The sequence below is a fragment of the Methylomonas koyamae genome, from assembly GCF_006483455.1.
GTDB lineage: Bacteria > Pseudomonadota > Gammaproteobacteria > Methylococcales > Methylomonadaceae > Methylomonas > Methylomonas koyamae_B.
In genome coordinates, this window is sequence record NZ_PPPU01000012.1 from 67,907 (window position 1) to 93,776 (window position 25,870).

General features: G+C 61.1%; 20 protein-coding genes. 3 read left to right on the plus strand and 17 right to left on the minus strand.

The window, feature by feature from the left end:
* Position 1: 1 nt before the first annotated feature.
* From yidC to C2U68_RS06300, 3 genes are all read left to right on the plus strand, one after another.
* Positions 2–1,732: a membrane protein insertase YidC gene (gene yidC, locus C2U68_RS06290; RefSeq protein WP_140911665.1), complete on the plus strand. Its 1,731-nt coding sequence runs from the start codon at positions 2–4 to the stop codon at positions 1,730–1,732.
* Positions 1,732–3,072 carry a tRNA uridine-5-carboxymethylaminomethyl(34) synthesis GTPase MnmE gene (mnmE, locus tag C2U68_RS06295; RefSeq protein WP_140911666.1) on the plus strand — a complete coding sequence of 447 codons (1,341 nt, stop codon included), beginning with the start codon at positions 1,732–1,734 and terminating at the stop codon, positions 3,070–3,072. Before yidC ends, mnmE begins: the two co-directional genes overlap by 1 nt.
* A 314-nt stretch (positions 3,073–3,386) precedes the next feature.
* Positions 3,387–4,097: a hypothetical protein gene (locus C2U68_RS06300; protein ID WP_140911667.1), complete on the plus strand. Its 711-nt coding sequence runs from the start codon at positions 3,387–3,389 to the stop codon at positions 4,095–4,097.
* Between the two features lie 2 nt (positions 4,098–4,099).
* On the opposite strand, the gene C2U68_RS06305 is transcribed toward C2U68_RS06300, so the two are convergent.
* The 17 genes from C2U68_RS06305 to C2U68_RS06385 form a co-directional block, all read right to left on the minus strand.
* Entirely contained in the window at positions 4,100–4,684 is a 585-nt protein-coding gene (locus tag C2U68_RS06305) for a hypothetical protein (RefSeq protein ID WP_140911668.1), read from the minus strand.
* 29 nt (positions 4,685–4,713) lie between these two features.
* Positions 4,714–5,730, minus strand: coding sequence for a PASTA domain-containing protein (locus C2U68_RS06310; protein ID WP_140911669.1), 1,017 nt, complete (start codon positions 5,728–5,730; stop codon positions 4,714–4,716).
* A gap of 101 nt (positions 5,731–5,831) precedes the next feature.
* Positions 5,832–6,380: a phage tail protein gene (locus C2U68_RS06315; RefSeq protein WP_222101876.1), complete on the minus strand. Its 549-nt coding sequence runs from the start codon at positions 6,378–6,380 to the stop codon at positions 5,832–5,834.
* On the minus strand, positions 6,361–8,973 hold the full coding sequence (locus tag C2U68_RS06320) for a baseplate J/gp47 family protein (RefSeq protein WP_140911670.1): 2,613 nt from the start codon (positions 8,971–8,973) through the stop codon (positions 6,361–6,363). The genes C2U68_RS06315 and C2U68_RS06320 overlap by 20 nt, the downstream gene beginning before the upstream one ends.
* A gap of 2 nt (positions 8,974–8,975) precedes the next feature.
* Positions 8,976–9,404: a GPW/gp25 family protein gene (locus tag C2U68_RS06325; RefSeq protein ID WP_140911671.1), complete on the minus strand. Its 429-nt coding sequence runs from the start codon at positions 9,402–9,404 to the stop codon at positions 8,976–8,978.
* Positions 9,404–9,742, minus strand: coding sequence for a hypothetical protein (locus tag C2U68_RS06330; RefSeq protein ID WP_140911672.1), 339 nt, complete (start codon positions 9,740–9,742; stop codon positions 9,404–9,406). Before C2U68_RS06330 ends, C2U68_RS06325 begins: the two co-directional genes overlap by 1 nt.
* Entirely contained in the window at positions 9,739–11,307 is a 1,569-nt protein-coding gene (locus C2U68_RS06335) for a phage baseplate assembly protein V (protein WP_140911673.1), read from the minus strand. The genes C2U68_RS06330 and C2U68_RS06335 overlap by 4 nt, the downstream gene beginning before the upstream one ends.
* Before the next feature lie 2 nt (positions 11,308–11,309).
* Positions 11,310–12,077, minus strand: a complete 768-nt coding sequence (locus C2U68_RS06340) for a hypothetical protein (RefSeq protein WP_140911674.1) — start codon at positions 12,075–12,077, stop codon at positions 11,310–11,312.
* The gene (locus C2U68_RS06345; protein WP_140911675.1) at positions 12,065–13,309 is read right to left on the minus strand and encodes a hypothetical protein; all 1,245 of its coding nucleotides are present in this window, start codon (positions 13,307–13,309) and stop codon (positions 12,065–12,067) included. The genes C2U68_RS06340 and C2U68_RS06345 overlap by 13 nt, the downstream gene beginning before the upstream one ends.
* A 12-nt stretch (positions 13,310–13,321) precedes the next feature.
* A complete protein-coding gene (locus tag C2U68_RS06350; RefSeq protein WP_140911676.1) occupies positions 13,322–13,753 on the minus strand; it encodes a phage tail protein in 432 nt (143 codons plus the stop codon).
* A gap of 34 nt (positions 13,754–13,787) precedes the next feature.
* Positions 13,788–14,987, minus strand: coding sequence for a phage tail sheath family protein (locus C2U68_RS06355; protein ID WP_140911677.1), 1,200 nt, complete (start codon positions 14,985–14,987; stop codon positions 13,788–13,790).
* 1 nt (position 14,988) lies between these two features.
* The gene (locus C2U68_RS06360) at positions 14,989–15,666 is read right to left on the minus strand and encodes a hypothetical protein (protein WP_140911678.1); all 678 of its coding nucleotides are present in this window, start codon (positions 15,664–15,666) and stop codon (positions 14,989–14,991) included.
* On the minus strand, positions 15,667–17,478 hold the full coding sequence (locus C2U68_RS06365; RefSeq protein WP_186289511.1) for a caspase family protein: 1,812 nt from the start codon (positions 17,476–17,478) through the stop codon (positions 15,667–15,669).
* Between the two features lie 56 nt (positions 17,479–17,534).
* Positions 17,535–21,362, minus strand: coding sequence for a CHAT domain-containing protein (locus C2U68_RS06370; RefSeq protein WP_140911680.1), 3,828 nt, complete (start codon positions 21,360–21,362; stop codon positions 17,535–17,537).
* 13 nt (positions 21,363–21,375) lie between these two features.
* A complete protein-coding gene (locus C2U68_RS06375) occupies positions 21,376–24,135 on the minus strand; it encodes a caspase family protein (protein WP_140911681.1) in 2,760 nt (919 codons plus the stop codon).
* A gap of 63 nt (positions 24,136–24,198) precedes the next feature.
* Complete coding sequence (locus tag C2U68_RS06380; protein WP_140911682.1) at positions 24,199–24,951, minus strand: MlaD family protein; 753 nt, start codon at positions 24,949–24,951, stop codon at positions 24,199–24,201.
* 58 nt (positions 24,952–25,009) lie between these two features.
* Positions 25,010–25,816 carry a lysozyme gene (locus C2U68_RS06385; RefSeq protein ID WP_140911683.1) on the minus strand — a complete coding sequence of 269 codons (807 nt, stop codon included), beginning with the start codon at positions 25,814–25,816 and terminating at the stop codon, positions 25,010–25,012.
* Between the last annotated feature and the right edge of the window lie 54 nt (positions 25,817–25,870).

The following is a 25,870-nucleotide window of genomic DNA, read 5'->3' on the forward strand; positions in this document are numbered from 1 at the left end:
AATGGATAACATAAGATTTGTCTTGGTCATGGCGATGTTGATGATCTCCTACATGTTGTGGGAGTCTTGGCAGATCGATTATGGCCCGAAGCCGCAAGCGATTATTTCCGAAACGCCCGTGATCGCTGGAGACGTAACGGTCGCCTCAGCCGGACAGACAGCCGCTGCCGGGCAAAACCCCGCAAATCCAGCCGTTGTCCAAGCGCCTGCTGATAAAGTCATCAAAGTCAAAACCGATGTTTTCGAGCTGGAGATCGATACCCAAGGCGGCACATTACGCAATCTCGATCTGCTCAAGTACCCCCACGAAAAAGTCAACACCGTCGTCGACAAGGCCTATGCTCTGATCGGCATGACCCCGCCGGAAAAAAATCTCAACCCGATCCGCCTGTTCGACAGCAATCCGGAAAGCCTTTATCTGGCGCAAAGCGGCTTGATCGCCAATGCCAATTCCGCCGCGGCTCCGGACCACCGCAGCGTGTTCAGTGCCGAAAAGAACGAATACCAATTGGCCGAAGGCCAGGACGAATTGCGGATTCCGCTGACCTGGACCAACCAGCAAGGCCTGACCGTGACCAAAACCTATACCTTCAAACGCGGTAATTATGCGATCGGCCTGGAACAAAAGGTCAGCAACCGTTCGGCACAGGATTGGTCGGGTAAACAATACAACCAACTGCTAAGAAAGCTGTACAGCGACAAAAGCAACAACAGCTTCATCAGAACCTTCTCCGGCGGCGTGGTTTACACCGAGAAAGACAAGTTCCAAAAAATCAAATTCGAAGACATGGCCGACGACAAATACGACGTCAAGGCCAAAGATAACGTGCACAGCAAAAGCGGTTGGAGCGGCATGATCCAACACTATTTCGCCGCAGCCTGGATTCCGCCTGCCGACCAGGACGCCCAGTTTTACACCAACGATTTAGAGGATACCCGCTATCAAGTCGGTTCCCTGTCGCCGGATTTAAGCGTACCCGCCAACGGTGAAGCTGCGTTCACCAGCCAATTGTTTGCCGGCCCGAAAATCCAGCCGGTGATGGAAGCTTTGGCTCCCGGACTGGAATTGACCGTCGATTACAGCTGGTTGACGCCGATTGCCAAAGGTATTTATTGGTTGCTTAACCAGATCTACGGTTTCGTCGGCAACTGGGGTGTGGCGATTTTGGGCGTGACCTTCGTCATTAAGGCCTTGTTCTTCAAATTATCCAAAGCCAGCTTCCAGTCGATGGCAAAAATGCGCAAGATTCAACCGCGCTTGAAGGATTTGCAAGAGCGTTACGCCGATGATCGCCAGAAGTTTAATACCGAAATGATGGCGATGTACAAAAAGGAGAAGGTCAACCCGCTCGGCGGCTGTTTACCGATTCTGGTGCAGATTCCGGTGTTCATTTCGCTGTACTGGGTATTGATCGAAACCGTCGAAGTGCGTCAGGCCGACTTTGCCCTGTGGATTCAGGATTTGTCGGCGCAAGATCCGTTCTACCTGTTGCCGATTTTGTACGGCATCACGATGAAGATCCAGCAAAGCCTGAACCCGGCGCCGATCGATCCGCTGCAAGCGCAGGTCATGAAAATGTTCCCGATCGTGTTCACCGTGTTCTTCCTGTTCTTCCCGTCCGGTTTGGTGCTGTACTGGATTTGCAATAACAGCTTGTCGATCATCCAGCAGTGGTACATCACCAAGCACGTGCTTGAAGAGGATGCCCACAAGCATAGTGTTGTCCCTTAATGCTTGACGGCGACACCATAGCCGCCATCGCCACGCCGCCGGGTAACGGCGGCGTCGGCGTGATCCGCATCTCCGGGTCCGCCGCGCCCGGCATCGCCGGTCACCTGACCGGCAAACCACTCCCCAAACCCCGCTTCGCTCAATTCGTCTCTTTCCTGGAAGCCGACGGCCGCGCCATCGACAGCGGTCTGCTGCTGTATTTCCGCGCCCCCGCTTCTTTTACCGGTGAAGACGTCGTCGAACTGCAAGGCCACGGCGGCAGCGTCGTGTTGGATATGCTGTTGCGCCGGGTATTAGCGTTGGGCGCCAGATTAGCCGAGCCGGGAGAGTTCAGTCGCCGCGCCTTTTTGAACGACAAAATCGATCTGGCCCAGGCCGAAGCGATTGCCGATTTGATCACCAGCAGCACCGAACAGGCCGTGCGCTCGGCTCAGAGATCGCTGCAGGGCGTGTTTTCCGAAAAAATTAACCAGTTGATCGACGAATTGATCGAGCTGCGCGTGTTCATCGAAGCGGCGATCGATTTCGTCGACGAAGAAATCGATTTTCTCGGCGACGGCGTCGTCGCCGGCCGGATCGCGCGCCTGCAAACACAGATCGGCGAAATCCGCCGTAGCGCCGAACAGGGCCGGCTGCTGCACGACGGCATGACCGTGGTCTTGGCCGGCAAACCCAACGCCGGCAAGTCCAGTTTATTGAATGCCTTGGCCGGCCACGACGCGGCCATCGTCACCGACATCGCCGGCACCACCCGCGACGTGTTACGCGAGCGGATTCAACTGGACGGCATGCCGCTGCACGTGATCGATACCGCGGGTCTGCGCGACAGCGACAATCCGGTCGAGCAGGAGGGCATCCGCCGCGCCCGCCAGGAAATCGCCAGGGCGGATCGGGTGTTGTTGTTGATCGACAGCAGCGACACAGACTGTACTGGCAGCGATGCCGATTTGCCGGCCGGTATCGCCGTCACCAAAGTGTTCAACAAAATCGACTTGGTGGGCGGCCAGGCTCGAATCGAACAAACCCCGCAAGGGACCGAGATTCATCTGTCGGTCAAACAAGGCCAGGGGTTGGATTTGTTGAAACACCATCTGAAGCTGAGTATGGGCTTCAGCGAAGGCGCGGATAACGTTTACGTGGCCAGAGTCCGCCATATTCAAGCCCTACAACAAGCCGCCCAAGCCGCAGAAAACGCCGCCGACCAATTGCAGCACCAGGCCCACGAACTGGTCGCCGAAGAACTGCGCCAAGCCCAAACCAGCTTGTCCGCAATCACCGGAGAATTCACCTCCGACGACCTGTTGGGCGAGATTTTTTCCAGTTTTTGTATCGGGAAGTAATCGATTTAATTCCAGTCTGTTAGGCCTGGAAGCCATTAAAGCTGGGTATCGCCGTCGCTCGGCCCTAGGCCAAAGTTACTCAAGTTTATTTTATGAATCCACACGTCTACGAAACTGGCTTGGAAAACTTGGCCCATATTCAGACACTAATTTTCGAGTCCGCTCGAATACTTCAGTTTCCTTCCCTCGACCGCCACAGAGCGGCTACGCAATACCGGCCCGGTCGGACCTACTAAACACTATCGGCGAATTCGGCCATTTCGGTGTAGTATCGGTCTTACGCGAATGGGCGCAGCCGCTAACGAGGTACCGCTATGTTGGACACCATGAGAAAGCCGTTTTTTGCCGTCGCGCTGGTGCTGTTGGCGCTGGCGTTTTTGATCGACATCGGCGCTTCGTTTCTGGATTTCGCCGCGCCGAGCGGCCAGAAAAGTCCGGGCGATCTGCCGCGGCCGGGTTTGGGGATTCCCTACCTGGCCCTGGTCGACGGGCTGTTGCTGTACACGGTGGGCTTGATCGGCGTGTCGCTGCTGGTACCGGAACGCATCCACGGCCGCGTCCAAGGCATCGTGACTTTCATCGTCGGCTTAATCAGTCTGATCGCGTCGATCGGCATGATTATGGCCGCCATCGCCTTGTTAGGGGTCATGGTGTCGTTGCTGTTGGCGGTGCCGTTCGGCACCGCGCTGTATTTCGCCGGATTCGCCGATTTTGCCAAGGCCGCGGCGGCCTCCACCCTGGCGCTGATCATGCTGTTGAAGCTGGGCTTTTGCGGATTTTTGGTGGCGGCCCAGCAGCAGTTCCTGCAGAACAAGGGGCTGGTGCTGTTGACGCTGACGGCCTTGCTGGCGAATATCCTGGTCACTTTCCTGCACGGGCTGGTGCCGGGTTTTCTGGTCAGCATCACCGACTGTATCGCGGCGCTGGTGATCGGCGTGCTGGGCGCGATCTGGAGCCTGGTGCTGCTGATCGGCTCGCTGCCGGCCATCGTCAAGGCCTTGCGGGTGGATCGGGCGCTGGCCTGAGCTTATTCCAAGGCTAAGCGCGCGGTTTGCCCATCGCCGCAGGTTTCGCAGCTCAGTCTCAAATTGGCGCCTTTGGTCAGCACCGGCGCTTTGAAATGTTGCGGATTGCGGGCCGGTTTCCAACATAGCGGTTCTTCCCACTTCGAATCGGCGTCGTTCAATTCGAATCTGACCCGGACCCGGACCGGCGCCGAGTTTTGCGGACAAGCCTCCCCGGCGGCAACCGGGATCAGCAACTGATAATTGTCGGACCCGCGCAGGTTCAAGGTTCTGCGTTCGGCTGTGGCCGGGTCGATTTTGATCAGGCAGGACTCATTGGCGCTGAGCGACAATGTATCGCCGTCGCGCCGGCAATGGTTATCCAACGGGTGAATTTCGGCCGGCTTGACCGCCGGCGCCAGCGGCGCCAGCAGGTCGTCCATCGCACTCAGCCAACTATCCTTACTTAAACGCGAGGCCTCTTGGTTTCGGCTGCGGGCGTCGGCCGGTTTGTCGTTGGCTCGGGGACGGAACCCCAAAGCCAACGCCAGCGCAAACAGGCATAGCAATAAAACCAAGCCGATGATCACGCCTTTGTTTTGCTCCATCGATCGAATCTCCGAATTTCAATCTGTGATTACTGTTCCGCCGGTTCAATGCCGCGCGGCATGACTTTGAAGATTTGTTGTTGTCTGGTCATCAACTTGGTCAAATCGCGGTCCCAGATAATCACCGGCCGGGTCGGCGTGGTTGCCACGGTCAGCTTGATCGGAGTACCTTTATCCACGGCTTGGCCGGGAGCAGGGTTTTGCTCGATGACCGTTTGTTCCGGCTGGGCGTTAGTGGGTTGCGAGTTGGCTTCGCCCAACACCAGATTGCTGTTGGATAGGGTTTGCGCGGCGGCGAGCAGCGTTTTACCTCTCAGGTCCGGCACGGCGATGCCGGGAAAGCTCAACACCACCGACACCGTCGTTTCCGCTTCGGCCGCTGAACCGGCAGACGGAGATTGATCCAGCACGATCGGATCGCGTTTGCTCGGGTCGAATTTGAAGCTGGTTTCAAATTTACTCAAGCCGGCCTGCTTCAGGCGTTGCTGAGCTTCGTCCCAGATCATGCCTTTTAAATCCGGAACTTTGGCTTTCTCGACCACCGGGCCGGTGTCGTCGGGCTTCATCATCAACCAAACCGCGACGCCTATGGTCAACAGCACCACCAACGCCAACACCAGAATCCACCAGGGGAATGGTTTGGGCGGGGGAGGCGGCGCCACTGCGTTCTGGATTTGCAGATAAACCGGTTCGCCGTCCTTGAAGTCGTCGTCCGGCCTATCCACCGAGAACACCTGCAAGTGGAACGGGTATTTGCCGTCGGCAACCGATTTGGGGACTTGAAAATTGACCGATATTTCCTCGGTGGCGCTCGGCGCCAGCTTCCATTCGTTTGAAATCGCGCCGCCGGTCGGTTTGGCGTTGGCGCCGGCCTGAATCGACGAGATCCATTTTTCATCCGTGCCGCTGCCGGTGACGACCCGGGCTTTGAGCAGCAATTGCCGGTCAGTGTAGGCGTTGGTGACGAAAAACTTGCAATTGCCGTTGCCGTTGCTATCGCAACTTACCTTGTCTGACGCTTGTTTGATACTGACGATTGCGGTCATTGTAGTTATCTCCTGTGACGTTAAATAAAACGAATACCGGCTTGTTAGCCGCCGCTGTCGGCGCTACCAGCCGCTTCGACCGAGTTGCCCGGATAGCGGGTTCAAGTTCCGCCATCGGCGACAAAACAAACCTCGCTGGTCGCGTAAGCCGGCTTTTCCTGATCCACTATTCTTTCGATCAAGCCGCGGTGCGGCCGCAGCCGTTCCGGCACCAACACGCACAAATGGAACGGCCTGGCGGCACCGTCGGCCGTGGCGTTTTCTCTCAGCTCGAAACCGGCGTCGCCGGTGGCGGTCTGTAAAAATAATTTCAGGCCGTAGGCGGTCCCGCGCCACTTCGACAGCAAGGTGGCCGACGCGATCAGTTCGCGCAAGCGCTCGATGCCGGTGGAAATTGGCGGCGCGCCGTTCGGGCGGCCGGCGCCGGATAAGGGCGACAGCCGGTCCAGATCGACCCAGGCCGCCAGCATCGGCACGAAACGCTCGTCCGCCAGATACGGGTTGAAACGGGTTTCGACGTTTTCCAGAATCGCTTCGGCCGGCGCGTGTAGCGCTTCCATAATCTCCAGAATCGCGAACAGCGGCGATTGCGGCGTCAGGCCGCGCTGGAATATGCCCGGCAACAGGCGTTCAATCGCTTGGCGTTTCATCTTCGCTGACCACTTCGAGTTCGTGCGCGGCGGAACACAGCAACCAATTGCACGGCACGGTGACGATGTCCGGAAACCAGTCTGCCGAGCAATTGCGGTAATCGCCGGCCGCGCCGCGCAGATAAAGCCCTTCGACGCCGCCGCACAGCAATAGCGCTTTGCCGGCCGGAGCGGCGGCAATCGCATCGACGGCCTGGAACCGGCCCACATCGCGCACCGGCAAGCCGCATTTGGCGTCGGGCGCTTTCCAGGCGGGCGCGGCGGAATTGGTGTTCAGGCTCAATACGCCCAGGCGTTGGCTGGCGGCGAATACCTCTTCGCCGACGAAAGCGAGGCCGTTGCAACTGCCGGCTTGCCAGCCGGCCTGAAAGCCTTTCCAGCCCTCGTTGTTATCGCTGGTGCCGGTCAGTCGCCAGCGGAAGCAGCCTTTGCCGGGGTCGGTGCCCGGTGCGCCGATGCCGGCCCATAAATAACTGTGTCCGCCCTGGTTTTGCACCGCAAGCAGCCGGACCAGCTCGCCTTTCAAGCCGATGGCGCTGAAGCTGCCGGGACGGCCGCCGTTGTTGGACAGGTAAATGCCGCGGTTATTGCCGGCAGCCAGCGCGACGCTGACCAAGCCGGAGGCGTCGGCCGCGACCGCAACCGCGTATAACGGGATTTCGTTGTCCTCGGCATCGAACTGCACCGGTTTCGGGCCCGCCGCCGGGTCCCACGGCACGCCGAGTTCGAACAGGCCTTTCTCGGTGGCCAGCAGCAGCGCCAGTTTGGCGTCGCGCTCGATCCAGGCCATGTCTTCAATCAGAAAATTGGTTTGCGCATAATCCAGCCAGCTTTCGCCGCAGTCGAGCGAGACTCTGACCCGGCTGACGCCGTCGCTGTCGAGCAGGCGCGAGCTGATCGCCAGCAAGCCGGCATGTTTCGGATCGGCGCCGGCCTGTTTCGGCCAGGCTTTGATCGCGTCGATTTTTTCGCCGGCAAACGGCTCGATCAATTCCCAGCCGTCGCCGTCGTTCGAGGAGCGGAACAGCCCGGCCGGGGTTGCCGTGTACCAGGTTTTGCTCTGGAAAGCGTCGGCGCACAGGGCGGCGACATTGGCGTTCGGCGCGTGTTGCACCGAGAGCCGGACATTGTTGACCGATTTGACGCCGGGGTCGTCGCCGAGGATTTTGTAAACGTCGAACACCCGTAACGGTTGGCCGAACGGCCAGGGTTGCGCCGAGTTGGCTTCGATCGGATTGATGCCGCGGTAGAGTTTGCGTAACAAGCGCTGTTTCAATTGCAGCAGGTCTTCTTCGCGGTGGGTGACGATCTGCGCCCGCACCGTGACGTTTTTGTAGCGCGCCCAACTGACCTGGCATTCGGTACCCAGCGGCCGGCGTTCCGCCAGCGCGTTTTCAATTCGCAGCCGGGCTTCTTCGCTTTCCAAAGCGTAGAGTTGTTCGGCAGTCAACGGCGCGCTGTAGTCGTCCGGCGCCGGCAGGTTGGGCACGATCAGGACTTCGACGGTACCGGGTCTGGCGTGGCTCCAGATGTCGGCCCGGGTAAAGGCTTTGGCCCGGTTGGCGGCACCGGAGCAATGCACCGCCAACAGCGCGTAATCGCGGGCCGTGACCACTCGTTCCAGCGAGTGGATTTGTTGCGGGCCGCGGATCAGCGCGTTTTCCAGGGTTTCGGCGGCTTTGCCGCCGGCGGCCGGTTCCGGGTTGGTCACCGCAACGCCGACGAGCGGATCTTTCAGTGTGTTCAGCGTATTCGCCGCCAGATTGCCTTCGCCGCCGCCGCCGCGCCGGTACCAAAGCCGGATCTCCCGCCCGGCCGCCGGGATTTGCGCCAGGGTTTGCAACGGCGTCATGCCGCCGGCCGGATCGGGCAGCCGTAGCGCCGGGGTAAACACGATTTTCCCGGTCAGGCGGTCGACCAGATAGACTCTGCCGTCGGAACCCGGATTGGCGAAGTTCTCGGCTTCGCGCCAGACGATGTAGGACTTACCTTCGTATTCCAGCGCCGAGGTATGGTCTTCGATTTCGTCCGCTCCGGCCTCCACCCCCACCACCAGATCGAGGCCGTCGCGGTTCGGCGCGACGATGGGCGGCCGTTTGGCGTTGACGAAAAATCCCGGTTGGCCGTTGCTCTTGCCGGCCAGTTCGCCGCGCACCCAGTCGCAGTGGTAGGCGATGCTTTCGGCGCTGGTACTGCCGGCCGGAATCGTTACCGCCTCGCTGGTGGTGAAGATCGGCGGTTCTCGGCCCGAGCCGGCGCGGCCCAGCGTCACCCTTACGCCTTTCGGGATTTCCACGGCGTGGCCCAATGGTTTCGGAATCGAAAACACCAATTTGGTGACCGCGGCGGCGGGCGGTTGCAAGCGCACGCCGATCAGGTTCAGGAACTCGATATAGGCTTTTTCCGGCAAGCGGTTCAAGCGGTAGATCATCACCTCTGTCAGATGGGCAAAGGCTTCCAGCAGCACCATGCCCGGATCGCTCGGACTCAGATCGGTCCACTCCGGGCATTGCTGGCGAATGCGGTCGCGGGCTTCCTGTAGCAAATCGGCGAAGCGGCGGTCGTCGAGGTTGGGCGGCGTCAAGTAAGTCATGATTAACCTGCCACGAGTGGGTAGCCAAATAGTAGTTGGTCGCGGCCTAGCGTCCGCCGCACCCGGTAATCCAGAACAATGTCGATTCGGGTCGGGTCGTCGGGATTGCTGCCGGCGTCCAGTTTCAGGATTTCGATGCGCCGTTCCCAGCGTTCCAGGGCCTGGCGCACGAAGTGGATCGCCAGGCCGTGAGTGGTGGCGTCGTTGGGCATGAAGGCCAGTTTATCCAGACTGCAACCGTAGTCGGGACGCATGACCCGCTCGCCGGGCACCGTGGTCAACAGTATCAGGATCGCCTGACGTACCGACAAATCCTCGCTGACCATGCGGATGCCGCCGCCGGCGGAGATTTCCAGACCGGCCGGCGCGTCGGGATGCAGAAAATCGGGGTGGGCAAAACTCCAGGCCCGGAATCTGGCTGTACTGGGCATTAGCGTTCCTCCACGAAATATTGGCCCGGCTGGCGTACTTTATACAGCACGGCGCCCGGCGGGGTGCCGTCGGTCAGGCCGGTCACGATGTCCAGGCAAACCCGTTTACCGCCGATTCTGATCCAGCTCGAATAACCGTGCTTCACCGCCAAGGTCGAGGTACAGGGTTTGATCGCCGGGCCGGCGTTCGGGCAGCCGACGATCGGCCGTTGCTCAGGATTGGTCTCGACCAACAGTCGGCGGCCGTTGACGGTGACAAACGACTGGGTCGGGACAATACCGACCAAACCCAGCTCGTGGGCGCAAACCAGCGTGGCGTCTTCGGTTAACAGTTTCATGATTTCTGCTCGAAATTAATGGCCTGGCCGCGAATCGTGATGGTGCGCCCCGGCGCCTCGATCTCCAGATCAGCCTCGGCATGCAACCGGGTGCCGTTATCGGCCAGTTCGAAAAAACTGCCGGAATCCAGTTGCAGGCGGATCTTGTCCGGCTGCAGTTCCACTTGTTGGCCGGATTGGGTTTGCAGCCGGATCGAGCGCTCGGAGTCGTCCAGGCTGATGCGTTGGCCGCCCGGCGTGGACAGAAAATAGCGGCCGATGTCGGCATCGACCACGGCGTCGTCCGGCAGCGGGCTGTCGCCGTACAAGCCGCCGATGACGATGGCCTGGGCCGGATCTTCCCGGATCAGCGCCAACAGCACTTTGTCGCCCAGATTCGGCAGCAGCAGCAGACCTTTGCCTTTGCCGGCGCCGGTACAGGCGACTTCGATCCAGTCGGTTTCCAGTTCGCCGTAAGAGGGCAGCATGGCCTTGACCCGGCCCAGGCCGTCCGGATCGTCGACCCTGGTGACGACGCCGACCGTAGCCAACGTGGCACGTTTGCGCGGTCGCAGCGGCGGCGGTGCCGAATCCAGCTCGCAGACGTAGCCCTGGCGGCTATCGAAGCGGTGAGTCACCGCGCTGAGCACGTACTGGCCGTTTACCGGTCCCGGCAAGCCGTCGAGCTTGACTGCCAGACCGGGCATCAGCTCGGGATTGCCGGCGGCGATGCCCCAAAACACGGTTTCGGCGGCCGTTCTGTGGTCCAGTTGCGCCTGGGCGTAAGCTTCGGCCTGGTTGTCGTCCTGCACGCTGTCGTCGGTCGAAGTGAATTCCGGCGCCGAATCGGCGTGAAAAGCGGCGTCGGCGGCCAAGCGGCGGCCGCAGCGGGCGGTATCGGCCCGGCCGCGGCGGGCGGCGGCCTGCCAAGGGTCCCAGGCCAGGTTGGTCACTGCTTGCCGGCTTTTGCCGCTATTGGCTTCGATTTTGGCTTCGAATAGATTTTCGCCCAGGGTTAACACCGCGTTGCCGGGGCGGCCGGCCAGACTGGCGAACTGCAACACCGAATCGCGCAAATGGAAATACAGACCGGCGCGTTCGGCGAATTCGGTCAGCAATTCCAGATCGGATTGCTCGTGTTGCATGATCAGCCGCCAGATCGGGCCGGTTTCGTAGGCTGCGACTGCGATATCCAGATCGCCGACCAAGGTCGCGGCCAATTCGGTGACGGTCAAATCGACATAGGAGCGCGGCGCCTGGCGCTGGCGCAAGCTGTGTAGCCGGTCGTAAGCGCGGATGCGCAAGCCTAGATTGTTGCCCGGCGCGAATTCGTATTCCAGTGCGGTGACGTTACCTTGAAACAGGCAGCGGTCGGGGCCGGTACGAATGACCAATGCCGTGCCGTCGGCGATCGAGGCCAGCTCGCCGAGCAAATCCGGTAGCCCCTGAAACGCCAGTTCGCATTGGCTGGGCACGGACAGGCGCTCGCAGACTTGCAGTTCGGTCAGATATTGGGCGTCGCCGGCAGACAACGGCTTACCGGCCAATTCGATCTGCAGTTGCGGCGGGTTCAGCAGCGCTTCCATGGCTAAGGCTCGGCGGCGGGGGCGGCCGGGCCGATTTCCAGCACGGTCCCGGAGGCAATGTTTAACGGATCGGCAACGACGGTGTTGGCAAACAATTCCCGCCAGCGGCCCGGATCGCCGAAATACTGGAACGACAACAGGTCGGGGCGATCGCTGCTGCTATTGTCGGCGGCGGCATCGGCCTCCGCCAGTTCGGTTTCGGCTGCGGCAATCATGTGTTGCAAACCGCCGGCCGGGAGCGGCGCGTTACCGGGGTAAGTGAAATTTTCGATAGCCATCGCTTCGGGAAAATCGGCGTCGGTCGGTATCGGCGGTTCGTTGACCCGCAGCAGCCGCATCCGCAGCCAGGAACGCTGCGGGACGCCGTCCTGATTGAAATGTTCCAGTCGTTCGGCGACGGCGGTCACCACGCCGGGAATGTTCCAGCTTTTGCCCCAGACGAAGCGGCAGACCGGGACTTGGCCGCTGCCGCCGGTTTTGGCGTTGTTCTCGGCCAGATTCCAGAACGGCCGGGTCAGGTCGCGCACGTCTTCGCTGCCGATCGACGAGCCGGCGATATTGACATCAAACAGCAGATCCAGCTCCAAAACGGTAGTGCCGCCGCCGGTCTGGATATAGCAATCGTCGGCCAGACCGTGGCCGGTCAGGATTGCGGCCGAGGACTGCCGGGGCTGGATGCCGGCCTTGCGCCGCATGACCAGTGTTTCCGGGTTCAACAGGCAGCGTAATTGTTCGCCGCTGTGTTCCAATACAAAGGCTACTCGTTCCATGCCAGCCCCCGTTGTTCCTGCGCCAGCCGGCGGTTACGTTCCAGTTCGCGGCTCATCGGCTCGGCTGGGCGCTGGGTTTGGGCGCCGGATTCCGAAAATTGATCCGGCAGATCCGGCCAGCGTTGGCAGCGTTGTGCGAATTGGTCCGCCGATTCGTCGGGTAATTGCGGCCAGTTTTGCCGCTGCCAGTTTTCCGGTTTGGCCGGCTGTGACTCGGCTGGTAGCGTCGGCTTGGCCGGAACCGCGCCAAGCAGCGGCTGGGTTGCGGGCGACGGGTTGTGGGAAACTGCGATCGGCTCGGCCGAGCGGGTGGCGTTGCCCTGGATCGGGGCGGTCTGCTGCGGCCTTGCCGGTAGTTGAGCCAGCGCAATCAGGCGCCGGCTAGCGGCCGGCGGATTTTGCCGGTCCGCTTTGCCGGCCGCTTCAGTTTGGCCGGCAAATTGCCGGGTACGCGACGCCGATTCCGGTTCGATCGTGGCAGGCCGCGGCGCTGGTGTCGCTTCGAACTGATGACGGGCTGTTTGCTGTTGCTTGCGGTACGCAGCCCCAGGCGCCGGGTGGCTTTCGATCCGGCGCCGAGTCGAGGCAGCCGACGCGGGCTTTGCCGAACCCATTTCGGTTGAAATCGGCGTGGGTCGGGCCGGCGGGTCGGTGCGCGGTGTTTCAGCTCGCCGGGAGGGGGCATCGCTGGGTTCGATAGTCGCACTGGGCCGTGCGGACTGCCGGGTGCGGCTGGCTTGGCCGGGGAGCGTCGGCTTGGCCTTACTGTGCCGGCGCAGCCAGAGCTTGGCAGGCGAGGGCAATGGCTGGGCTGGGCTGTGGTGATTCGTGGCAGCGGTTTCCGGCACGGGTTGACCGCCGGTTAACGGTGAGCCGGCTACTGCCGGCGCCGGCGTATTCGCTGCTCGAGCTTGGGCGGCGGGCGCTCGGCGGCTCGGCTCCGGTTCGTTTCCTGGGCGGCCGGTGCGGGTCGCGGCGCTTGGCTCGGTCGCGGTTCGATAAGCCCCGGTCTCCGGCCAAACGTAGTCTTCCAGCAGCCAAGGCGCCTCGGCTTGGACCAAAGCCACCCAGTGCGGCGGCGGTACCCTGGCGGATGAGCCTGCTACAGGCGCTGCCCCATCCTCTGCTTCGGCAAGGTCGCCGGCCGGATTGACGGTCTGGTAGCGTTCGACTAAACGATTGCCCCAGCTTTGCAGCCAGTGTCCCAGGTTCATCAGCAGCGTGCGTCCCATAGCCGTTCCCGCTTAGCGTTGTTCCAGGCCTTCGTGGGCGATTTCCAGGGTCTGAATCGCCACGCCCTGGCCCAGCGATTCCAGCCGGGCGCCTTTCCATTTGCAGGGCCAGGCGTTGTGCAGGTTCCAGCGGGTGGCTTCCTCGGCCTGGCCGTAAGGCTTCAGCAAAATGATCGATATTTCCCGGCGGTCGGCTTTGCCGCGCGTCGATTGCATCAACCAATTCCAGACGTCTTTATTGTCGGAAACGCCCCAACGCAACACCACGTTGCCGTAGGCAACCCGGCCTTCCAGTTTGCGTACCGCCGGTGCGGCGCCGCCTTCCCGGTAATCGATGGTCTCGACGTCGATGCTGAGGCCGTCGATTTCGGTGAAATAGGCGCCGTTCTGGCCGCCCCATTCGAGGATGAAATTGTAATTTCGGTAAATTTCCGCTTCTGCCATGGTCGTTCTCCTGGTTGCTTGGTCGCTGATTGATCTATGCCGCGTTTTGCGGTTCTACCGGCGTCGCGCCGGCCCATTGCCCGATGCGGAAGATGATGAATTCGGCCGGTTTCACCGGCGCGATGCCGATTTCGATGATCAGTTGGCCGGCGTCGATGACTTCCTGCGGATTGGTTTCCGCGTCGCATTTGACGAAGAAGGCCTGCTCCGGCGTTGCGCCCTTCAAAGCGCCGCTACGCCACAATCGGGTCAGAAAAGCCGAGACGTTGCGCACCACCGAGTTCCACAGAATGCGTTCGTTGGGTTCGAACACGGTCCACAGCGTGCCTTTGGCCAGCGATTCTTCCACTGAGTTGAACAGGCGGCGGACGTTGACGTAGCGCCACTCGCTGCGCGAACTCAAAGTGCGGGCGCCCCAAACCCGGATTCCGGAAGTCGGAAACGAGCGGATGCAATTGACGCCGAGCCGGTTCAATTCGCCTTGTTCCTGATGGGTCAGCATGTAGGTCAAACCCAGCGCGCCGTTCAGCACTTGGTTGGCCGGCGCTTTGTGGACGTCGGTTTTGGCGTAGATCCCGGCCATGAAACCGGACGGTGGCGTCGCCACTTTTTGCAGCGGATTCAGCGGGTCGGCGGCGACTACCCAGGGGAAGTAAAGCGCGGTGAAGCCGCGGTCGGAGCCGCTCGGCAACAAGCCTTTCACGGCTGGGGCGTCGGCCGGCTTGGCCGCGGCGTCGCTGGCTTCTTCGCTGCCGATCTGCTTCAGCGCGTCGATGTTCTTTTCGGCGTCGCGCGAGGCATCGAGGATCGCCACCACGTCCTGCCGATTCTCGCAGAAGGTTTTCAGGGCTTCCTGCGTGGTTTTGTCGGTATAGCCCGGTGCGGCGACGATGGCGATTTCGTCGATCGGTTCCAGACAATACAGGCCGGTGCGCTTGCGGGCGTCGCCGACCACCGAGCCGCCTTTGCCGACATTGACCACATAACAGCGCGAGCCGCCGTTACAGAAAAAGGCGTACACCGATCGGGCCAGATCGGTACTTTCGCTGTCCTCGGCGGTGAATTCGCGGACGAATTGCTGCCAGTTGTTGCAGGCGAAGGCTTCGTTCAGGTGCTTGTTCGCGGCGGGGGCCACGCCCAGGAAAGCGGCGACTTCGGATCCCACCATTTCGATAGAATTCGATCCGGTCGAGAGCTCTTCGATATAAACGCCCGGTGTCAGATAGGTAGCCATGTCAGATCTCCAATTGCTCGAAATGTATTACTACGGGTTCTTGAGTCGAATTAGCGGGTTCCACTAATAACTCGCGTCGTTTGGCGCGGATCAGATAACCGCGACGGTGTTGGTTCGGATCGATGCCGGCAAAGCTGAAATTGCCGGCGGCATCGGTCCGGGTGTAACGGCCGGCCGCCACCAGCTCGACGTCGGTGTCGGCCAATGGAATCTCGCCGGGGCCGAGCAGGCGGCCGCTGAAAGTCGCGACCGGGCCCATCCTGACCTGTGGCGGTGCTTTGATGCGCGGCACCGTTGGTTCGGCCAGCGGTAGCGTTACCGGAACCTTGATCGTAAAAGCCGGCGCCGGTTTGGCGGCGAAGGCTTGCCAGACTTCGAGCGGTGGCGGCGCAAACTCGTATTCGAATTCGGTTTGTTGCACGGCTGCCGCGACCAGGGTGCCCAATAATCGGTGTGCCGCGGTTTGATCGGCGGCCTGCACCGTTATCAGATAGTTCAACAGCAATTGCGGTTGCGGGCTGCGCGCGGCCGCAGATGAAGTCAGACGTCTGAAATCCAGCAGGTACAACACGACGGTCGGTTCGGCGGCCGGGACGCCGGGCGGCTCGAACGATATCCTGGTTCCGGCGGCGACGGCGCCGACCCAGGCCGATAATTTTTGGTCGGTTTGTTCGAACATTTAAAATCTCCCCCGGCTGGCGGCGCTGAATCGACTGTACGACTGATTGCCGGAAAGCCGAGTACTGAGGCCGGTTTCACCGGCAGAAAGCAACCGGGTGCTAAGCCAATTTGTCTCGGCTTGGTTGGCGGCCGTCTGTCCGCTGGGTCGAAAGTAAAACTCGCCGGCGGTGTCGCCGGCGCCCTGAATCGGGCCGTACAACGGCCGTTGCGGATGGCCGAGCCGGGAAGACTGGTCGTAAACCGTTTCTTCGATCTGGTCGTGAATAGCATCGGCCGAGACCGGGTCCGGCTTGTTGTAATTTTTCAAGAAGTCGATGAATGCCGCGGCGAACACCGAATGTTTGCCGCGGCCCTTGTCCAACACCGGTTCGTCGCCGCCGGAGGTCAAGTATTTGCGCGATATCAGCGACGATTTCAGTGCAACAATCGAACCGGGCTGGCCGGTCGCGGCGGTCAATTGCGGGGTCGACATCAAGGCGGTATTGCGTAACGATCCGGAAAAACAGGAGTCGGCCACGATTAGCACGTGTCTGGCGCGCATCACTTGCGGCGCGGTGTTGCGGGCAATTTCGTAATCGCTGATCCAGGTATCGCTGCGCGGCGGCTTGTCGGCATCGATCGGCAGCCAGAACCCCGCCGTGTTTTCTTCCTGACCGTGACCGGCGTAATAAATCAGCAGGTTGTCGTTGTCGGTCGTTTGCTGGCGCAAGTCGAAAATCGCCTGCCAGATTCGTGAGCGGGTCGCCTCTTGATTCAGCAGCAGCGTGACCGAGGTGAAGCCGAATTTGCCGCGCAGCAATTCGGCCACCGCTTTGGCGTCGTTGACCGGGGTTTGCAGTTGATTCATCGCGGTGTAATCGTCTATGCCGATCACCAGCGCAAAATAGCGGCCGACAGCGGGCGCGGCGATCGTTTCGGTTTCCACGCCTTGGCCGCGCAACTTGGTTTCGGTTTGGGCGATCTGGCTTTGCAACTTGGCGATTTGGTCTTGGTCGGCTTTGGCTTTTTGTTCCAGTTCGCTAATCCGTTGCTGCAATTGCTGGTTGAGCTGTTGTTCGGCCGGATCGGGGTGGGATGGCGGTTGTTTTTTGATTTGCATCGCCAGCGCTAACTTTTCCGCAATTTGCTGCTTCAAGCCGGCTTGAGCGTTAACCAGCAATAGGTTGGTCTGGGCCAGTTCCGTACGCAATTTGGCCGTTTCGGCATTGTCGTTCGCCGGCGGAGCCTGAGCCGGCAAACCGGCGGCTTTGCGATACCATTCCATCGATGCAGTGGAGTCTTTGCCGATACCCAACCCTTTTTCCAGTAAAAATCCCAGATTGGCTTGGGCGCGGGAATAGTCTTGCTCGGCGGCTTTGCGGTACCAAACCGCGGCATTGGCGTAATCGGCGGCGCGTTCGTAGAACTCGCCGAGATAGGTTTGGGCAATCTTATCGCCGGCTTCCGCGCATTCTTTCCAGACGTTGGCGACCTGCTGCAAATTGGCGGCGTCGAAGGCTACATGCTGGCCGCCGCTAGCCCGGCATTGCCATAAACTGGTACGGGCCGGGCGCGGTGGCGTGGTATAGAAAATGCCGGTTCCGACTTCGATGTGCAGTCCGGGCAGTTGGCAATCGACGATCATCCGTTCCTCGGCGCTGCGGTTGCTGCCTTCCGCCGGGTCGCCAACCCGGCTGGCGTTGACCGGGCAGCCGGCCAATTGCATGCCGCCCGAGCGCGACATGCCGCCGGCGCAGCCGGTCAGCAGCAAAACGCAGCCGAGCCAGACAGCGAAGCGGCCGATTGCGCTTGCCGCAAAGGGTGTCGTCATTGGAGGCTGGCTTTGCCGTTGCATATTCAATTCTCCTAAATCCGCCGAGGTCCGTTTCAGCCCACCAGCACGAAAGGCGCCCAGTAGTACGGGTGCCGGTAGTCGGCCGGCGAGGCGTCGATATCCACCGATACGCCGCGGCTGTTTAACGCCTCGCGCCGGCCGGATTTGATCGCATCCGGACTCAGGGTTTGTAAATGAAGCTGTGCTGCCTGCAGCGCCGAGCCCGGTGTCTCGCCGGCCTGCAGGTGCCGGTAAAACTCGGCCATCAGCAGGCTGGTCGCCAAATCGTCGACCGGCCAGAGGCTGACGATCGCGGCGCGGGCGCCGGCCGCCAGCAAACCGCGACTGAAGCCCAACACATCGTCGCCGCCGGCGGCTTTGCCTTGGCCGGTGCGACAGGCACTCAACACCACCAAATCGGCGTTCAAGCGCAGTCCGATCAAGTCCTGCACGGTCAACGCGCCGCCGTCGGCCAGCAGAATCGACGACAACAACGGCGCGTTTTCCGCCAGTACGCCGTGGGTGGCAAAGTGCAGCACATTGAAATCCGGTAACGCCTTTCTTACCGCCGCTACCGTCGCCGCCGGCCCGGTCAACACGAGGCTGTTATCGTTTAACTGGGCAATGTGGGCGGCTTCGGTTTCGGCTGACGGCAGCGCCGGTTGGGCTACTGCATGCTCGGCAAACGGCGATTGGTAGGCCATCTTGGCCGGATTGCCGACTGCCAACACCTTCGGTTTAGTGCCGTTATCGGGCTTGGCGAGAAACTGCAGAATGCTGGCGCTGGGCAGATAGGACAGGCTGTGGCCGGCGATCAGCGGCCGGCCTTGCCAGGGTAAGGCATGGAACGGTAGGCCGTGGGTCGAACCGTAGGGTACGATGAGCAGGCGATTGTGCGTAGCGAGGACGTCGGCAAACGGTTTCAGCAACCATGCGCTGAGCTGGTCGCCGGTTTGGCGGTAGTCGCCGCGGCGTTCGCAGGCGGTATGGAAATCGCGTACTTGGCGGTCCAGCTGCTTGGCGTCGATGTTCTGCCGCCCTGCCGTAATCAGACCTTGACTGTCGATTGCCCAGGTCAGCAGGTCTTCACCGAGAAAGGCGTATTGCAGCAAAGCCGTGCCGGCCGGCAGCAGGCCGGCAATTTGGCCGACGTCGGCGATCGGCGCCTGGCGATTGACGGAGCGGTAGAAGCTGGGATTTGCTGCGGCCAGTTGGGTTTCGGTCTGGCGCAATTGAGTTTCGGCGGCGGCAATTTTTTGTTCCAGATAGGCAATCCGGCCGGCATCGGGCGATTGCGCGCCGCGCTCGCCAGCCAATAGGCTGCCCCAGGTCGCCAGCTTGGCCGTATCTTGCAGCCAGCGGCGGACGCTTTCATCTGCGTTACGCTCGGGGCGATTCGCGCCGTTAGCCATCAGGTCCAACAGCGCGCGGGCTTTGCCGCGCTCGGCATAGTGGTAGGCGGTTTGCCGGTGGCTGGCTGCTGATGCCGGTTGCGATGCCGCCAATTTCAACGCGTTTCTGGCCGGCAAAAAATACAGGTATTGCGAGCTGGAGGCGGAGGATAAGGCGGTTTTGAAGTTGTCCCGCCGCAGCAATTGCCGGGAACGTTCGAACGCATCCAGCGCTTTGGCATAGTACTCGGCCGCCTGGGTTAAATTTTCCAGGCCTTCGGCGACTTCGCCGTAGGTTTGCAGACTCTCCCAGGGCTTGTCTTCGCTTTGCCACCAATCTTTACCGAAGCGGTTTTCCAATTGGCCGAGATGGTCCGCCGAATCGGCGTAGGCCTTAATCATGCAGAAGAACAGCGCCGCCTGCTGCTGGCTATTACGCCATTGTTGTTGGACGCCGGCCTGGATTGCTTCGCCGCCGATCTGCGCTGCCAGCGCTTCGATGCCGCTTAGTAACGGCGATGCGCCGATTTGTTTTGGCAGATAGCGGCTATAGGCTGCGGCGGCGGCAGGGTAGTCTTTGCGCTGGGCGTGGACGATCGCCAACTGAAAGTCGCGGTGGTGTTGAGCCGTTTTGTCGGCTGCCGCCAGTGCAATGGCAAATTGCCGCTCCGCTTCCGTGCGATCGCCGGCATTGCGTGCGGCCAGCGCCCGGTAACACGGGGCATTGACGGCGGTGTATTCGATGGCCTCCTGCGCCAGTTGCGTCACCAAGGAGCCGGCGCCGGTATTGTCGCTAATCGGGTGAGTCTTCAACCAATCGAGTTGGGTTTGCAGTTTGCCGGCGATGGTCTCCATATTGTCGGCGTCCATAGCGTCCAGATAGGCCTGCCACAGGCCGTGCAGCGACAACAGCAGCCGCAGCGGCGCGTTGGCGTCGAGCTTGGCCGAGTTTTGGGCCGCCGATTGCAATTCGACCGCCTGTTGCAGGTGGACGATGGCGGCGTCGCGCTCGCCCAGCTTACGCAGCAGATAGCCCTGGTCCATCAGGCTTTGCACCCGCCGCGGCGTCGAACCCAGGCCGGTATACAGCGATTCCGCCAGACGAAAGCAGGCCAGCGCCCGCTCGAAATCGGCATCGCGCAACAGCCAGTGCCAGCCGAGGCGGCTGTGCAGGAATCCCAGACCCAATGCATAACTGAACGAGCCGGCGGTTTTGCCCCACTCGCCGATGCCGGCGGCGATGTCGCGCGGTTCCGGCACTTGGCCGTCGGCGACTTTCAGCAACGCGACATGCGCGGCGGCGGTCCGGTAACCGTAACCGTCGCCGGCAGCTTGGAACTGCTCGCGGGCGCCGCTTGCTGTGGCCAGCGCTGCGGCAGTGTCGTTTGCCAACGCCGCCAAATAGGCATGGCGCAAGCTAACTGCCGCTTCGCCGCGCGGGCAGTCGCCGGCCGCCGCGAATAGTGCCGCGGCTTGGGCGTAGGCATCAGTCGCTCGCCGGATATCGACGGCGGAGCGGTCCAACTCGCGTTCCATCGCTTGCGAAGACAAACTGCTGTCGGCGTTGGGCGGCGGGTTCAGCGCGGTATTGAATACCAGCGGCGACGATAACGGCGCGGCGTAGGCGTCGCCTTCCGCTAGCCAGCAGGCGCCGGCACCGGCTTTGTCGCCGATTTGCAGATAAAGTTGTTTGGCTTGCTGCCAATAAACCAGCGCGGTTTGCAGGTCGCCGCCGCGGCGGTAGAGATCGGCCCGGTTACGCAACACCACGGCTTGCCATGCCGGCGGGTAGCCCGTTTGGCTGTCCGGCGTCAGCATCGTCAATACCTGGTTCAGCAATTGCGTGCGTTGTTGCGGGGTCATCGGTAGCGTGGCCGCCGAATCCAGCGCCGACTGCAGCGATTTGATGCCGTCCAGCTCTTCGCCGACGAAGGCATTTTCCTGGAGCGCTTGCGCTGCCGAGACTTGGGTGCGCAATGCCGACTTACGTTTGCCGGTTTCCGCCAGCAGTGCCATGAAACGCTGGGTTTGCCCTGATTCCATGTCGGAGACGCTGCCGCCGCTTTCGTTCGGAAAATGGTTGAATTGCTGGTAAGCGGCCATCTCGGTAAAGCTGGTCGCCCGCAGTTGGCGCAGCGAATCGGCCGGCACCACGGTTTCGATCTCGCGGAAATGGCCGGCGGCAGCGGCCGCTTCGCCTTGCATTAAGCGGACGACGCCCAAACCCAGCAGCGCATCGGCCAAACGTTCCGGATTTGCTGCGGTTCGGGCGGCTGCGGTTTGAGTCTCCGCCTTGGCCCGGGCTTGGGCGAAATCGTCTTTGAATTCGGCGTAGACGATAGACGTCAGCGGCAACGAGCCGGCGCCGGCAAGTTCGGCGGCAAAGGCTTCTGACCAGCCCGAGACTCCGATTTTTCCGGCATAGGCGGCCACTAGGGCCGCGTATTTCAGAAAGGTGCGTCGGTCGAGGTAGAGAGAAGCTGGGCTCATGGCTCGGTTCCGGTCAGTTGCCGCAGCGGCTTTTGATGTCGCAAGCCTTGGCCAGGGCTTTGACGCCGGGCAGGCCGCGGGCACTACGGGTTTCTTCGCCGAATTGCCGGTAACGCCAGCAGGCTTTTTGGCGCATGGTTTTCCGGTCCCAGCGTTCCCAATCCTTTTTGTATTTGATCAATTGATATTCGACGCCGATATCGGGTTTGACTTTCAGTTCCTTGGCGTTGCCGTCGTAACCGTGCGAACCCCAGGCGATCCGCTTCAGCGGGTCGACCACCATCACCACGTGGCCGTCGCCGCGTTTCGGATCGCGGTACACCAACAGGTCGCCGGTTTGCGGCGGTGCGCTGTCGCAGCGCTCGAAATGCTGCGCCAGCGGGCTGTCGGTTTTGACCATGTCGGCCGTGTTCAGGTATTTGTCGCCGGCGTTGTAGGGCAGGCCGGCGCGGGTAAAGGCAAACCAGATCGCCCGCGAACAATCGATGCCGCGTTTTAAATTGTCCAGATCGGTCGCTGCGTTCCAGGCGTGGCCTTTGTAGCCGAAACCGTCGCCGGCAGCGGCTTGCGCCAGCCAATCGGCTTTTTGCAGCACTTTGTAGAGTGCCGTGTCGCGGTCGTCGGGCAGATAGGGGCGGATATCGAAATGCGGGATGGTGAATTCGCGGGTCTGGCTGAACCCGGCGAGTCCGCGGTCGCCGGTTTTTTGAAAGCGGGAATTGGCCTCGACCCGTAATTTGATTTTGCTCAAGGTCCAGGTAGTGTCTTCCGCACTCTCACTGTCTTGCATCTGGCCGCGGGTGCCGGTCAGATAGCGGTCCAGCGCCCGATACAAACCGGTTTTGGCCGGGTCGGCCGCGCGGGTGCGGGCGCTTTGCGTCAACAAATCCCAACGCACCGGATTTTTTTCCTTGGTGCCGAACACGATCAGTTGGTCCCAAACATCCAAAGGCAGGCCGGCGCGAAAGGTCTCGCCGGCTGCGCTAAACGTAGTCGATTCGCCCGGTTTCAGCAGTTCGCGGCGGCCGTCGGCCGGGAAGCCGAAGCTGCTGCCGTCGGTGGACAGCACCACGCCGCCGACCAGCAGCGGCGCCGGCGCGTTCTTGTCCAGCGTGACTTTGACGTTCCAGCGGTGGCACAAGGGCATGACCTGGTCGGCATTCGGCGCGGCTGCTTCCCACACGCCTTTGGCGCAGTCGTCTTGTCTGGAAGAGGGTATGACTTCGATTTGCAGGCTCTGGTTGTCGCTAAACTCGCTACCGCCTTCGCCGCGCAATTGCAGCAAACCTTTTTGGCGGGCGTGCTGCCACAAGTTGTGGGCGGCGTCGCTATCCTGGCCGAAGATGTTGCGTACCCGGTTTTCCGGGCCTTTCAGTTGCAATAAGCCGTCGGAGGTCAGGCTTAATTCGAAGTCGCCCGGGCCGTCGCCGACGTTGAGTAAGGTTTTCGCATCCGGATCGTCGGCGATCGCCTGTTTGATCGCGGCGGCGCGGTCCGCCGGCACGCCGCCGGGCTCGGACTCGGGTTTGATCCTGACATTGATGCGGACGTAGTCGTCGGCCGGCCGTACCGGCACGGCAATGTCGCCGATCGCCAGCGCGGCAGCCGCCGCATTTTTGCCGACGATATTGGCCGTCGCCGTCAGGCCGGTCATGGTGTCGATTGCCACGCTGGCTTTGGCCTTGGCCGGATCGCGGGTATCCGCTCCACTCAGCGCGCCGTCGTAAATACGGAGTTCGGCGCCGGCGCCCAGTCCCGGTAACGGCGGACCGGCCAGTTTCAGTGGTGGCCCCAATTCGGTGACTTCCCAGGCCACCGGCGCCGTACGTGTGCTGTTGCCGAACACCGGCCGGTCCAGCTTGCCTTGGAAATAGGGGATTTGGTAACTACGGGCGGCGACCAGGGCCGGAATTTGCCGGGCGGCCTGGGCGTAAGTCAGGGCTTGGTTGCTGCCTTGGCCAAGCACTTGCAACAAGGCGTCGGTAAATATGCCGCGACCGGCTTGTTCCAGGGCGCTGGTGCCGTCGCTGGCCGCGGTCAGCGCAATCAGATTCGGCATCGATTCCGGCGCTAAATCGCCGGCACCGTCGCCGACGCCTTCGGTTTGCGGGGCGTCGGCTTGATCCGGCGCCGGTTCGACGAAGCGAGCGACCATGGTTTCCCGGTCGCCGCGGGTCGCGGTGCCGGAATTGCAGGAGTCGAGGATGACGGTGACGTTGTCGCTCTTTTTATAGAGCTTGGCCAACAGGCCGTTCAAGCGGTCGTCAGTAAAATCGCCGATTTTGGTGCCGTTTTGCTCGGTACGCGAATCGTGCAATACCAGGGTTTCGTCCTGGCCGTCGGGTTCGTCGCCGTTTTTATCGACAGTTTGCGAGCCGTGGCCGGCGTAGTAGAACACGACGATGTCCTTTTCTTTCAAGCGCGGCAACAAAAAGCTGTCGAACGCTGCCTGCAGATTTTGCACGGTGGCCTGATCGTCCAGCAGCATACAGACGTTTTCTCTCGGAAAGCCGTAACCGTTCTTGCCGGACAATATCTCCTGCATCCGGCGCGCGTCTTCTGGTGGGCCGGCCAGATCCGGGACCTTGTCCGAGATGTATTGGCCGACGCCGACGATCAAAGCCAGCTTTCTGACTCCGTCGGATTCGGTGGTTTGTTCGATGGCGCAACCCGGAATTTGTTGAATCGCTGCGAGGCATGGGCTGGCCGCTGCCAGATACAAGCCCAGCAGGCTGCAACAAATCTCTAGCGCGAGGCGGTTGGAGCGTTTCATGGTTTCGACTCCCGGCGAAAGCTGTGGTCGGCGACTTTGCCGGGCCTGAGCCCGGCGCTGACTTTATTTCAGCTTGTCGACGTTGTGTTTAAGTTCGTCGCGGAAGGTTTGCAGCGCTTCGGCGGCTTTGGCTTGGCCCTGGTCTCTGAGCGCCTGTTGTTTCGCCAGCAATGCTTTCTCGATCTCGTCGTAATCTTGAAAAATCTGTTTGCTTTGTTCGCCGGCTTCGCCGCGGATCGCTTCCATTTCCTGTACCAGTTTTTGGTAGCGGTCGCGGATTTCGGTTTCGGTGGATTGGGCGTCCTGCTGCCATGCCGCCAGCGATTCGTTCATTTTCTGTTTCGAATCCGCCCATTCCTGGTTGGCATCTTTGAAATAGTCGCCGAGGTTTTTGGCGGCCTCGCTGACCGCCTGTTTCATATCGGAAATGGCACCCAAAATCGCGCCGAATCCGGATTTGGGTTCCAACGCCGTCAGCACGCCGCCGTCCGCTACGGGCGGCGCGGATTCCGGCGGATTAGTGATAACGATTTTGGCCGGCGGCGGCTCGACGGCGATTGCGGCCCGGGCGTTGGCTTGTACCGGTGCGGCTTTGGCTTTTTCCAGCGCCAGCGCAATCGTGACGCCGCTGCTGATGGGGGTTAAGCCGGTGACTTTGCCGATCACGGCGCCGTTGAATTCGACCGGATCGTCGGGTTTGATGGATTTGGCATCGCTGAAATTCACGCTGACGTTGATCCAGGACGGGAACAGGTCGCAGCCTGCCAACACGGTAACGATTGCCAATATCAGCCATTTGAAATGGGTGCTTGCCATGGGATTCTCCTAAGGTGCGTGATCGCTGGGCATTACTGCCCCTGAATGAAAAGTTCGGTTATCGCCCGGTTTCGCCCAAGCGAATATCGATTTCAGGCAATTCCGCCTCGGCTTCCGGGACCGCGCGGGGGACGCCGATCCCGTCGAAAAACAGATCGATCCGTTTTTCGTTGCGGATCTTCAAGCCTTTGATGACCCGGCCGTTGGCTTTGCTCCATCGGCGGAATTGGGCCGGGACCCGGTCGAATTGTTGCTTGTTGACCACCGACAACAGGCTGGATTTGGCGAAGTTGCCGGTGCCGACGTTGTAGACGAAATCGCATAGCGCGGCGTATTGGCCGTCAGTCAAAGGCACTTTGGTTTTGGTCAGTACCGCGATTTGGGCGCGTTCCATGTCGGACACCAATAGCTCGCCGCCGCGCGGTTCGCTGATGCCGTTGCGGAACTCGGCCGGTTCGGTGCCGTTGCAGCGGGCTTGCTTGATCAGATGGCCGTAACCGATGGTGCAGAAGTAGGCCACGTCGTGGTAGGGCAGGCTTCTGAAGCCTTCCATGAATTTGGTCAGGTCCAGGCCCTTGTCGTAAATCGGCCTGAGTTCCATGCCGGGCGGCAATACCGCCCGCTCGTCGGGTTCCAGAAAAATACCGGCCGTGATTTTTTCTTCGTCTTCGGCCCATTCCTGCGTCAGCGTGGTGCAAGCGGCAAGACACGAAATCAGGGCACACGGTAGCAGGGTCTTGGCGATTGCCGTCCGCCGCAATTCCGGCCGGGCGAATGGCTGCGGCTTTGCCGGACTGCAACGGTTTGGTTGGGCGCGATCGGACGCCGGCTGGCGTGCCGCTTTCACAATGGCTTTGTTGCGCATGATTCCCCCTCTAGCGTTGATGCTTTATTTAGTGGCCGGTACTGGTTTGCCGGA